Below are 11207 nucleotides of genomic sequence, written 5' to 3'. Positions count from 1 at the left end.
TAATATTTTTTTGCTTTAACGTATAGAAGAATTGCGTTTTTGTTGGATTGGCTTGACCACGGCAGCAGGTTGGGTTGTTTGCGGAACTGGTTTTTGATAAGTCTCACGATAATTAGTAAACATTGAAACATTGACTAACAATCCCATTGAAATAAGTAATAGAAGGATCGAAGAACCGCCATAACTGATAAACGGCAGTGGAACACCGGTAATAGGAATTAACCCTGTAAGCCCCCCTAAATTAATCAGCGCTTGAATCGCGATCATACTAGAAATACCAACTGCAAGCAATGTACCGAAAGGATCTTGACATTTCCTAGCAATTGAAAAACCTTTCAATACAATAAAAGAAAGAAGAATCAATACGAATAATACACCAAATATTCCTAGCTCCTCAGCAATGACTGCCATAATAAAATCTGTATGTGATTCTGGCAAATATCCGTACTTTTGTACACTTTGCCCCAATCCTAATCCTGTAAGTCCACCTGAACCAATAGCATAGAAGGAATTAACCAATTGATACCCTGCTCCACCTTCATGGGCAAATGGATCAGCTACTCCAACAAAACGACTTAGTTGCTCCTTACTAAAAATACCTTTCCAAATGATGTAAGGAGACATTAGCACACCGAATAATAAAACAAGAGAAATAAGTTTACCTATACTCTTAACGGCCATCCCAGAAGAAATGATCATGCATACAGCAATCATTGCTATAATAAACGTTGTACCAAAATCAGGCTGTATTAAAACAAAAAAGCAAATGACCCCTGTAAATATAAGCGGAGGCAAAACCCCTCTGCCAAACTCATCTATGTATGATTGTTTTTTATCATAAACTGCTGCTAAATAAATAATGACACTAAGCTTGACAAATTCACCTGGTTGAAGATTCATTCCCCCAAGTCTTATCCAGCTTTGTGCACCACCTGCAACATGACCGATAAAAAATAAAGATCCCAATAAGCCAATTGATCCAAAGACAATAAGCTTTAAAATATTGCTGTTTAAGAATGCTCTATATGGAAAAATCATCATGGCAATAAATGCCAATCCACCAGCAAGCAGAGCCAGTTTTTGTCGTTGATAAAAATGATCCGGCTCAAATCCGTAACGAGCAACAGCTGTTATCATGCTTGAACTATAGACCATAACAAGTCCAAAAGCACACAATAATATAATTGCTAATATTAATGAATAATCATAGGATTTTAGAATTTTTTTAATCATCATTATCTCTTCCTTATCTAATCATGGGGTTTATTCTATGTTGTTTTTATTTTACTATATCTTCGCTTTGTAAAAATGAAATTCCTTTAAAAACATAACATTTATCAGGAATAATTAACATTACAAATATATTTCATCCATATTTCTTTTCTACTCGCTTTATTTAAAAGGCGTTGTGAAACTCGCTTGTTAAATTCAACAATTAGTGCTTTTAATCTGATGGCACTGTAACCTACTTAATCTTTCACCGTTTAAAAGTACTTTTTTAAACAATGATTTCACGTAAAATAAAAAAACTCAAACTTACTTGATGTTAGTTTGAGTTTTGAATCTTTATTTGGCTGTAAATGCATCATGTAATGCAGACAACTCTCGCTCCAGTGAATCGAGCAGCTCTTTTCCTTCACGTTCCTCAATTAATCCCAGCCTTACAGCGAAGTCTATTTCCCTAGATAAGCCAAACATTTGAGTATCTAAAACCTCTTCATAAAGAGGACATTGAGGCATCGTTAAATTATCCATTTGGACCTTAATCAATTTCATGATCTTATCAGCATCTGCCTTTAAAACCGCAAGTGCCTTTTCTCGATGATCAACAGCAATCTCAGACGCCAATTTAATCCCTCCGTTTCCGAGCGATTACCCTATTCTATGTATTAATATTAAATCCAAATCGTTTAAAAAGCAAGGACAAACCATTTAATCTTCTAAAATTGCATCAATCTAGATGAACTTTGAAATTTCATTGTCATAACAAGTGACAAATTAATTATTAAAGCTTATACTTGCGTGGTAAGGGGTGTATATAATGGAAACAATCGTTATGATTAAAGGCAAGGTGGACTATCAGATCACACTGGATCCAGGAGTATGGATTTTCGATGACAGAAAGGTTGATTTAACCACCTATTTTATTCAAGAGCAAGAAATAAAAGATGAACTTGAAGAGTATACAAAGTCTGTATCAAAGCATTGGGAAAGAGAAATACGTGAAGGGGCCATCTACCCTCCTACCTTAAAATCCGAACAAAAATATGAAAAACAAAAAGTGTTAAATGGAACTTTCGGGATTCCTTTAAAGCCATTTCTAGAAAATGCAGGAATCCAGGCTGGAGCATCAAGCGTACAATTTATGACAGATAGCGGACCTTTATCGGTACCGATTGAGGAAGCATTTGACATTATATTAGGATTTAGTATAAAAGGTAAGCCATTAAAAGAAGATGGACCAATTCATGTTTATTTCGGCGATGGATCAAATGCTTCCGAGCCAATCAAGCATGTAAAGGAAATTAATGTTATTTGATGATTACATTCATAAGGGCGGATAAACCGCCCTTTTGCCATTACATGAACAATCCTTACAGGATTATAGAAGATCGGCTGCTAGTTGCGCCAAACCGGAGCGCTCTCCTTTAACAAGTCTGACATGACCTGCGATTGGCTGATCCTTAAATTTTTCAACGACATACGTAAGACCATTATTATATTCATCTAAATATGGATGGTCAATTTGTTCCGGGTCTCCCATTAACACAATTTTACTTCTTTCTCCTACACGAGTTAAAATTGTTTTAACCTCGTGTTTCGTTAAATTTTGTGCTTCATCAATCAGAATAATTTGCTCGGGAATGCTTCTGCCTCTAATATAGGTTAGTGCTTCCACTTCAATCGAACCCATTCCAGCTAAAATCGCATCAAGTTCTCCCGGTTTTTTCGTATTAAATAAGTATTCTAAATTATCATAGATCGGCTGCATCCATGGCCTTAACTTCTCCTCTTTTTCACCTGGTAAAAACCCTAAATCTTTTCCAACAGGTACAATTGGCCTGGCAACTAATAATTTTTTATAAATACCTAAATCTTCCGTTTGCATCAGTCCCGCTGCAAGGGCAAGCAATGTTTTCCCCGTACCTGCCTTACCGATTAACGTAACCAATGGAATATCGGTTCGAAGGAGAAGCTCCAATGCCATCGTTTGCTGCACATTTCTAGGACGGATTCCCCAAATGTGATCATGGTCAAAAACAAGACGCTGGATTTTTTTTCCAGATTGATCGACTTTGCCAATTGCTGATGAGGAACCGCCTAAAGCGTCCTTCATTACAACAAATTGATTTGGATAAAAAGGATGATTCGTTAATTCAGAAAGAACAAGTTCATTTTTTTCGTAAAAACGATTAAGATTTTCACCACTTATATACAAATCAAGGAACCCCGTATATATATGATCAATTTCAACTACTCGATCACTAAGAAAATCTTCTGCGATTAACCCGATTGCATCTGCTTTAACACGAACTAATGTATCCTTGCTAACTAAAATAACAGCTCGGCCATTTTCCTTTGTTTGCTCCTCTAATGATAAATTTTTTGCAACAGCTAAAATGCGATTATCATTTGTTTTTTCAACAAAGATTTCTTGAAGCTGATGGAATGATCGATGATTCAATTCAATTCTTAATGACCCTCCATTTGGCAAAGGAATTTTTTCATGCAATTTCCCAGATTCTCTTAATTGATCAATAAGTTTTGATACTTGTCTTGCATTACGGCCTATTTCGTCCATATAGCGTTTTTTTGAATCCACTTCCTCTAAAACAACTGCCGGAATGACTACTTCATTTTCTTCAAAAGAAAAAATGGAATTCGGATCTTGCAACAATACATTTGTGTCTAGTACATAAATCTTCCTCAAACCTCCGCCTCCTACTCCGTTGCAATTTTTTAATGGAGTGAAACAAATAGGTAGTGAAAAAAGTCAAGCTGTGAATGAAGCGTTGCTAAAATATATGAAAGAATGAATAAAGATAGAAGGTTTATTAGACAATAAAATTAAAAAGCAAAGAAAAAACCTACATTTCATGGACCTTCATATATGTGATCCTAACTTTTAAGGAGTGATTTTATGCGATATTTATTTGCTGTTTTCTTGATAACAGGTTTTGTACTTACTGGATGTGCAGTTAATCAAGGTGCACCTGAAACCGATAATGAAAGCAATAAAGGTACACCGATTCATGTGAAAAACAGTGTTGACGAAACGGTAGACCGAAAAACCGGGCAACAAATTTCAAATCATTTGGTTGAACTTGCCAGCAAAGTACCACAGGTAAATGATGCAACCGCTGTTGTTTTAGGCAATTTTGCTGTCGTTGGGATTGACGTAAATTCAAATCTTGATCGCAATAAAGTTGAATCAATTAAATACACTGTTGCAGAAAGCTTAATGCATGACCCATATGGTGCCAATGCAATTGTTATTGCAGATGCTGACACTAATGCAAGACTTCGAGAAATGGGACGTGAAATTCAGGAAGGACGCCCAATCGCTGGTATCCTGGATGAATTAGCAGCAATTGTTGGACGTGTCGTTCCTGAGGTTCCAACTGAAATCCTTGATAATCAACAAAAACAACCAACAAATCAAAATAATGATCAATTAAATCAAAATGAAGAAGAAATGTTAGAAAAGAACCAAGAAAAACAGTCTAATAATCATTTGAAAAAATAACATTAATCATTAATATTTTTTGTTTCTTTTCACAGCATACTTTCGGTTTCAGGGTGTCTGGGATCTGCAGCAAATCTTAAATTAGCCAAATGAATGAAAGTGGACTGACCAATATGATGTGAATAGCTAAGAAAAGAATCAAATATCGGTGTTAACTGTGCTTATTCTTAGGGTGTTCATCAGTATTCTGGGCAGTCCATCTTTTTTATGCTTTGCTTTTCATTGCATCTAATACTTGTTTATCTAGCTTAGCGGCAGCTTTTTCATCATATGTTTTTTCATATTGCGGTTCTGTTGCTATTTTAGATCCATAAAACATAGCATCTCGAACCTCAGAAATCGTTAGTTCAATTAATGCTAGCTTGAGTGGTACATGGTCAAGTCTCTCCTCTTTTAAATGTGCATTTCCGTTTATGGAATAGATCGATTCATTTGCAATTAGACTCAAAACAATGGCAGGATGTTTTTTAATATTTTCAACAATTCTTGAACGTTGATCGATAGCGAAAAACACTCGATCTCTATCCGGAGCAAAAACCCAGGAGATCGCGCTGACATTTGGAGAACCTGTTTCATGATCAATCGTTGCTATTGTTACAAATCGTTCTTTCTGTAAACAATCATACAAAGGATCAATTAGTGCTGTTTCAACCTTATTTGCCATCTCAAGCCTCCCTTTCTTCGTTTATACTCATATCATACCTTTTTTTCAAAATTGATCCAACTATTAACAGGCTTTTTCGCTATAATCATTTTTCAACATATGCATGAAGTAGAAATAAGGTTTTTTGATGAATACGTGATATACTAATAATTAGCGGATTTTATCCTGCTATATTTTTTGTTAGAGGTGCATGATGAGAGTAAAATGTGTTATTTGTGATAAAGTTGAAATGATTGATGATGAAACGTTAATGGCAAAGCGTCTAAGAAACCGCCCTATTCATACATACATGTGCAAACCATGCAATGAGCGAATCGGAGAAAAAACAAATGCCCGTATAGCAACTGGGAAGTTTCGCTTATATCAGGACAAAAAGTCTGAAGATTCCTGGTAAACCATTCTGAAAAATTCACCTTCTGTTAAGATTATGATAAATGAAAAGGCTGTCTAAAAAGCGTCTGTTCCCTTAAACACAATATATCGAAATTTTGAAATTCTATATATTGAGTGAAGAGGTCAGCCTTTTTAAGACAGCCTTATTTCATGTTTTCAGCTTCTTGTTTCTTGGATTGATGGAGCCTAATTTTATAAATGATTAATATAAGAGCAGCAACTACTAACCCTTCCGCAACCGGCAAAAATATTCCTAAGAACGTTAATACGGTACATCCAAATGCTAAAAAGAGATATATAATCGCTGATTTTATGATAGGTAGTTTTTTCGCAAATCCGAGCTTATAAACAACGATAGATAATGCGAGTATGGTGAGATACAGCATCCACATTCCTAATTTTGGATGCTCAATAACGTTATATAAGCTTGGAAAAAACGACAACCTTTCGGTGATATCCATTTTTTCCTCCTCCTTATACAAATAATGATAGAAAGAGGCTGAATCATATTGAATCAGCCTGCTTTATTTTCTTTCTAATGCATTAAAACGATAATGGTGTTTCTATTTTTTAGATCCCAGCTAATTTTTTCTTTTTCGCTGCTTTTTCCCGTTCATTTTTGTCCAAAATTTTCTTTCTAAGTCTGATTGATTCCGGAGTTAATTCACAATACTCATCATCATTCAAATATTCAAGAGCTTCTTCTAATGACATAATGCGCGGTTTTTTCATGGTGCTTGTTTGATCCTTTGTTGCAGAGCGGATATTGGTTTGTTGTTTCATTTTGCAAATATTGACAACCAGATCATTTTCTCGAGTGTGTTCACCAACAATCATACCTTCATATACATCTACACCTGCTTCAACGAAAATGACTCCACGATCTTCAACACCTTGTATACCGTAGGTTGTAGATTTTCCATTTTCCATTGAGACAAGGACACCTTGACGGCGGCCTCCAACCTTACCAGGCTGCATTGGTTGATAACTATCAAATGTATGATTGATTATACCGAAACCGCGAGTTAATGACATAAACTCTGTTGAGTATCCAATTAAGCCACGAGCAGGTACATTAAAGATCAATCGTACTTGACCATTACCATTATTGATCATATCCAGCATTTCACCTTTACGTGCGCCAATTGATTCCATAACAGATCCAGTATGTTCCTCTGGGACATCGATCTGTACTCGTTCAACCGGCTCACATCTTACACCATCTATTTCTTTTACAATAACCTCTGGTTTTGAAACCTGTAATTCATAGCCTTCACGTCGCATGTTTTCGATTAAGATGGAAAGATGCAGTTCTCCGCGGCCTGACACAACCCATGCATCCGGAGAATCAGTAGGATCCACTCGCAAGCTTACATCTGTTTGTAATTGAGCTAATAAGCGCTCCTCAATTTTACGAGCAGTAACAAATTTTCCTTCTCTTCCGGCAAATGGGCTATTATTTACAGCAAATGTCATTTGTAAAGTTGGCTCATCAATCCGAAGAATTGGCAGAGCTTCCTGATGTTCCACAGGACATACTGTTTCACCAACGTTAATATCTTCCATTCCAGAAACAGCTACAAGATCACCTGCAACAGCCTCTTGAATTTCTACCCGCTTTAAGCCTTGAAAACCAAAGATTTTTGATACACGGAAGTTTTTAACGGATCCGTCCACCTTCATTAGCGCAACTTGTTGTCCAACCTTCATTGTTCCACGAAATACTCGGCCAATTCCAATACGGCCAACATAATCATTATAATCAAGCAGGGCTACCTGGAATTGCAGCGGCTCTTCCCGGTTATCAACCGGAGCCGGAATATGTTCAACAATGGCATCAAATAGAGCTGCCATATTTTCTTCTTGATCAGCCGGGTCAGGACTCGTGCTTGCAGTTCCATTAATTGCACTTGCAAACACAACTGGGAATTCAAGCTGATCTTCATTTGCATCAAGCTCAATAAATAAATCTAATACCTCATCAACGACTTCAGAAGGACGTGCAAAGTCTCGGTCAATTTTGTTAACAACTACGATTGGTGTTAAATTTTGCTCCAATGCCTTCTTTAACACAAATCGAGTTTGCGGCATACAGCCTTCATATGCATCCACGACAAGTAAAACGCCGTCAACCATTTTCATAATACGTTCTACTTCTCCGCCGAAGTCTGCGTGACCAGGCGTATCCATAATATTAATTCGAGTGTCTTTATAATTGATTGCTGTATTTTTAGCTAAGATTGTAATCCCGCGTTCACGCTCTAAATCATTGGAATCCATTGCACGTTCAGCCACTTGTTCGTTAGTACGGAACGTTCCTGATTGATGTAAGAGCTGGTCAACCAGGGTTGTTTTACCATGGTCTACGTGAGCAATTATAGCTATGTTACGGATATCGTTACGAAGTTTCACAATTTCATCTCCTAAAATGTATATTCAAATAGGCTATACTAAAGGATTTGCCATAAATTCTTGTAGTATTCTGATTGAACATCCTAATTAATTTGAAAATCACCTTCGATATTATACCATAAACAATCTAGAAAAGCGGAATGATTTTAAGTAAACTAAAGGAAGTAGGAAAATAATTTTTTTTGCATGTTGGGAGATGTCAGAATAAATGAGACTTGGAAAGTGGATTTTTCTAGTATTTGCTTTTTTAGCGGCGGCTTGTATGATAAGCATCGGAATTGCTATTGGGGAACGTAGTATTCTTGGAATCCTGCTTGCAATAGTTGGTTTAAATGCTGTAATGGCAACTGGCTTTATTTTGAAAAAAAGAATGAGGGAAAAAGGTATTTTATAACGATAACCAAAAACCACCTTTTACGGCATTAGACAAATATTCCAGAAGGGAAAGTGCTTTTTCACCTTTCCCTTCTGGAATAACTGGACATATTCTATTTTTTTGCAGCTTATGATAAAGGCTTTAAAGTGATCATATACTCTTTAGACGTGGTTTCATCTTTTTCTACTTTAAACTGCTCAAATTCACATTTTCCAAGAAATTGAAGCCATGAATCTTGCTTAATTGGACATGCAGCAAATAAAACTTTATGACCTTTATGCTTTAGTTCAAGCCCTATCTCCGTTAAAATCCTTCTACCCAATCCTTGTGAGCGTGAAGCTTGATGTATTAAAATCGTGCCGATCCAAGGTTTTTCGTTAGCAGGAGACCATTCCAAGACATAGGAAACTCCTACCTGCATTTCACCTAAATTCCATATTTTCCAATCACCATTATACATCTTATAGGAATTTAAATAAAAATCCAATTCTTCAGCTTTACATTCTTCCTGCTGCCATTCTGGACTGGCAGTTATGATTTCTTTAAGAAACTCAACATCTTCTACTTCCAATGTTCGCGATGAAAGTTCCTTCAATTATGGAGATACTCCTTTAAAATATGCTGATGAAGGTTTTTTTCACCAACGAAGAAAGAATTTTTCGATAACAAATCAAGTTTTTCCCCGTTCATCGTTGACGTAGTGCCGCCAACTTCTTCAATCAGGATGATGCCTGCTGCAAAATCCCAAGGAGCAAGCCTCATTGTCATATATGCATCCAAACGGCCTGAAGCTACATATGCACATTCTAAAGCGGCAGAACCATATGAACGGGTACCGCGAGCTTTTTTTACGATCGGGGTTAAGCGGTTATAATCAATTCGTGGATTCTCAATCAACCATGTTGAATTTACACTTATTACGGATTCTTCTAGCTTGACCTCATCCAATTTAGGCAAAGGCAGGTCATTCATATAAGCTCCTTCACCTTTAAAAGCATGATAAAGTTCATTATGTACCACATCATAAATTAAGCCGATATATCCTACACCGTCACCGTATATACCAACAGATATAGCAAAATTCCGCTGCTGATGAACAAAATTCATCGTACCGTCTATTGGGTCAATAATCCATACAACCCCATCAAGAGAAGTTACCTCATCACCATACCCTTCCTCGCCTAATATTCGGTGATCCGGGTATGTGTCTTGAATTTTCCCAATTAAATATTGTTCAATTTCCTTGTCCATATTTGTTACTAAATCATTGGGGTTTGATTTGTATTGGATGGAAAGTGTGGACTCAAAGGATTGACGTATTTTTTCTCCCGCTTCTTGAACCCATTTTTTTGCCTTTTGATCAATGTCCTTCCAATTCGTCATAAAGCAACCTCATTTCTATGTATTAAATCATTCACTATGATAAGGATACTGTATTGATTTAAAGGAAAGCAAGTTTGATCAATTATCGCCCGAGCAGATAAAAACGAACCCTAACGAGGTTCGTTTGCAGATCTTAGAATCTCCTGCTATGCTTGGAGCTTCATCCACTCTTTTCGCAACTTTTCAAGCCTTTGTTTACATTCTATTTTCTTCTTTGTATCTTCATTTTGCATGGCTTCATAAAGGGTGGCTAACTCATAATCTAATTCAAGCCTTAACACCCCAATACGATTGTTAATGATTTTCTGACCACTGGTTTTCACAATTTGTTTCATCTTTCTACCGCCCCTTTCGTTTTATCTCTTTTCATTTTATTTAGGTATCATGAAATGATTTCAAAGATTCAATCAATGTGTTTAATGATTTTTTTATATAATATGTGAAGCCAAAAAAAGTTGGAACTGCCAGAAGAAAATTGTGTATTTACCTATTTCTTACCACTAAATGTTTAAAATAAAACATCTTAGTTTATAGAAAGCACTCCATTGTGATACGATATGCATATCCATTTAAGACAGCTAAGGAGGAATTATTTCAATGAATTTTAATGGTTTTACTGCCGAGGACTTCCAAACGTTTACAATAGATGGTCTTGAGGAGAGAATGGAAGCAATACGCACCAGGATTCAACCTAAATTCCTTGAGATTGGACAAGTATTAACCGAAGAATTATCGGTATCATTACAAACTGAAATGTATCTTCATATTGCGAAACATGCAAGAAGAACAAAAAATCCGCCTAAGGATACATGGTTAGCAATCGCAGCAAATAAACGCGGATATAAGCAGCATCCGCATTTTCAAGTCGGTTTATTTGACGACCACCTCTTTATCTGGCTCGCATTCATTTATGAATTACCGAATAAAGAGAACATCGCGGAAGTTTTCTTAAATAATATCAACACCATTTCTTCCATTCGTAATGATTTCTATGTATCTTTAGACCATACAAAGAAAGATGCGAAACCACTAGGAGAAATTGACTTAAAAAGCTCCCTCGAACGCTTTAGGGATGTAAAAAAAGCCGAATTCCTTATCGGACGTCATATCAATGCAGATCGGCCTATTTTACAAGATGGAGATCAATTAGTAAAAGTGATAAGAGAAACGTTTCAAACACTTATTCCTTTATATAAGCTTTCTTTTGAACATAAAAATGTCCATATCTAAAC

14 protein-coding genes are annotated in these 11207 nt (G+C 36.2%); 5 read left to right on the top strand and 9 right to left on the bottom strand.

The genetic code is table 11. The features are described 5' to 3' along the window. Window positions 1-15: 15 nt before the first annotated feature. Entirely contained in the window at window positions 16-1233 is a 1218-nt protein-coding gene (locus Q1B07_RS00585; RefSeq protein ID WP_299086891.1) for an FtsW/RodA/SpoVE family cell cycle protein, read from the bottom strand. Between the two features lie 333 nt (window positions 1234-1566). Next, window positions 1567-1848 carry a YlaN family protein gene (locus tag Q1B07_RS00580; protein ID WP_299086889.1) on the bottom strand — a complete coding sequence of 94 codons (282 nt, stop codon included), beginning with the start codon at window positions 1846-1848 and terminating at the stop codon, window positions 1567-1569. Between the two features lie 193 nt (window positions 1849-2041). On the opposite strand from Q1B07_RS00580, the gene Q1B07_RS00575 reads away from it, so the two are divergent. Then, complete coding sequence (locus tag Q1B07_RS00575; RefSeq protein ID WP_299086887.1) at window positions 2042-2539, top strand: peptidyl-prolyl cis-trans isomerase; 498 nt, start codon at window positions 2042-2044, stop codon at window positions 2537-2539. A gap of 63 nt (window positions 2540-2602) precedes the next feature. Here the strand turns inward: Q1B07_RS00575 and Q1B07_RS00570 are convergent, their stop codons facing one another. Continuing rightward, window positions 2603-3931 (bottom strand): PhoH family protein, encoded by a 1329-nt coding sequence (locus Q1B07_RS00570; protein ID WP_299086886.1) that lies wholly within the window; start codon window positions 3929-3931, stop codon window positions 2603-2605. Between the two features lie 210 nt (window positions 3932-4141). Here Q1B07_RS00570 and Q1B07_RS00565 point away from each other — a divergent pair, with 210 nt between their 5' ends. Next, window positions 4142-4747, top strand: a complete 606-nt coding sequence (locus Q1B07_RS00565) for a YhcN/YlaJ family sporulation lipoprotein (protein WP_299086885.1) — start codon at window positions 4142-4144, stop codon at window positions 4745-4747. Window positions 4748-4952: 205 nt separating this feature from the next. Here Q1B07_RS00565 and Q1B07_RS00560 read toward each other — a convergent pair whose 3' ends face one another. Next, a complete protein-coding gene (locus Q1B07_RS00560) occupies window positions 4953-5411 on the bottom strand; it encodes a pyridoxamine 5'-phosphate oxidase family protein (RefSeq protein WP_299086883.1) in 459 nt (152 codons plus the stop codon). Between the two features lie 193 nt (window positions 5412-5604). Between Q1B07_RS00560 and Q1B07_RS00555 the strand changes: the two genes are divergently transcribed. After that, window positions 5605-5805: a YlaI family protein gene (locus tag Q1B07_RS00555; RefSeq protein WP_299086882.1), complete on the top strand. Its 201-nt coding sequence runs from the start codon at window positions 5605-5607 to the stop codon at window positions 5803-5805. A 142-nt stretch (window positions 5806-5947) separates the two neighbouring features. Here Q1B07_RS00555 and Q1B07_RS00550 read toward each other — a convergent pair whose 3' ends face one another. Together Q1B07_RS00550 and typA are read right to left on the bottom strand one after the other, a co-directional pair. Then, window positions 5948-6265 (bottom strand): YlaH-like family protein, encoded by a 318-nt coding sequence (locus tag Q1B07_RS00550; protein WP_299086880.1) that lies wholly within the window; start codon window positions 6263-6265, stop codon window positions 5948-5950. A gap of 109 nt (window positions 6266-6374) precedes the next feature. Then, window positions 6375-8216, bottom strand: a complete 1842-nt coding sequence (gene typA, locus Q1B07_RS00545) for a translational GTPase TypA (protein ID WP_299086878.1) — start codon at window positions 8214-8216, stop codon at window positions 6375-6377. A gap of 208 nt (window positions 8217-8424) precedes the next feature. Between typA and Q1B07_RS00540 the strand changes: the two genes are divergently transcribed. Next, complete coding sequence (locus tag Q1B07_RS00540) at window positions 8425-8610, top strand: YlaF family protein (protein WP_299086876.1); 186 nt, start codon at window positions 8425-8427, stop codon at window positions 8608-8610. Between the two features lie 109 nt (window positions 8611-8719). On the opposite strand, the gene Q1B07_RS00535 is transcribed toward Q1B07_RS00540, so the two are convergent. From Q1B07_RS00535 to Q1B07_RS00525, 3 genes are all read right to left on the bottom strand, one after another. Then, on the bottom strand, window positions 8720-9187 hold the full coding sequence (locus tag Q1B07_RS00535) for a GNAT family N-acetyltransferase (RefSeq protein WP_299086874.1): 468 nt from the start codon (window positions 9185-9187) through the stop codon (window positions 8720-8722). After that, window positions 9184-9975, bottom strand: coding sequence for an inositol monophosphatase family protein (locus Q1B07_RS00530; RefSeq protein ID WP_299086872.1), 792 nt, complete (start codon window positions 9973-9975; stop codon window positions 9184-9186). Before Q1B07_RS00530 ends, Q1B07_RS00535 begins: the two co-directional genes overlap by 4 nt. A 146-nt stretch (window positions 9976-10121) precedes the next feature. Then, window positions 10122-10310, bottom strand: coding sequence for a hypothetical protein (locus tag Q1B07_RS00525; protein WP_299086870.1), 189 nt, complete (start codon window positions 10308-10310; stop codon window positions 10122-10124). A gap of 262 nt (window positions 10311-10572) precedes the next feature. On the opposite strand from Q1B07_RS00525, the gene Q1B07_RS00520 reads away from it, so the two are divergent. After that, the gene (locus tag Q1B07_RS00520) at window positions 10573-11205 is read left to right on the top strand and encodes a YktB family protein (RefSeq protein WP_299086868.1); all 633 of its coding nucleotides are present in this window, start codon (window positions 10573-10575) and stop codon (window positions 11203-11205) included. Window positions 11206-11207 lie beyond the last annotated feature (2 nt).

It is taken from the genome of uncultured Metabacillus sp. (assembly GCF_947503125.1).
In the GTDB taxonomy this organism is placed as follows: Bacteria; Bacillota; Bacilli; order Bacillales; family Bacillaceae; genus Metabacillus.
Note: the sequence above shows the minus strand (reverse complement) of the source record. Positions and strands in the feature narration are given on the sequence as shown.

What these genes read in the sequence shown, in the direction of transcription:
- Q1B07_RS00585 (WP_299086891.1), bottom strand. Translation starts at nt 1,233, where the DNA reads ATGATTAAAAAAATTCTAAAATCCTATGATTATTCATTAATATTAGCA.
- Q1B07_RS00560 (WP_299086883.1), bottom strand. Translation starts at nt 5,411, where the DNA reads ATGGCAAATAAGGTTGAAACAGCACTAATTGATCCTTTGTATGATTGT.
- Q1B07_RS00520 (WP_299086868.1), top strand. Translation starts at nt 10,573, where the DNA reads ATGAATTTTAATGGTTTTACTGCCGAGGACTTCCAAACGTTTACAATA.
- Q1B07_RS00530 (WP_299086872.1), bottom strand. Translation starts at nt 9,975, where the DNA reads ATGACGAATTGGAAGGACATTGATCAAAAGGCAAAAAAATGGGTTCAA.
- Q1B07_RS00525 (WP_299086870.1), bottom strand. Translation starts at nt 10,310, where the DNA reads ATGAAACAAATTGTGAAAACCAGTGGTCAGAAAATCATTAACAATCGT.
- Q1B07_RS00555 (WP_299086882.1), top strand. Translation starts at nt 5,605, where the DNA reads ATGAGAGTAAAATGTGTTATTTGTGATAAAGTTGAAATGATTGATGAT.
- Q1B07_RS00540 (WP_299086876.1), top strand. Translation starts at nt 8,425, where the DNA reads ATGAGACTTGGAAAGTGGATTTTTCTAGTATTTGCTTTTTTAGCGGCG.
- Q1B07_RS00565 (WP_299086885.1), top strand. Translation starts at nt 4,142, where the DNA reads ATGCGATATTTATTTGCTGTTTTCTTGATAACAGGTTTTGTACTTACT.
- Q1B07_RS00575 (WP_299086887.1), top strand. Translation starts at nt 2,042, where the DNA reads ATGGAAACAATCGTTATGATTAAAGGCAAGGTGGACTATCAGATCACA.
- Q1B07_RS00550 (WP_299086880.1), bottom strand. Translation starts at nt 6,265, where the DNA reads ATGGATATCACCGAAAGGTTGTCGTTTTTTCCAAGCTTATATAACGTT.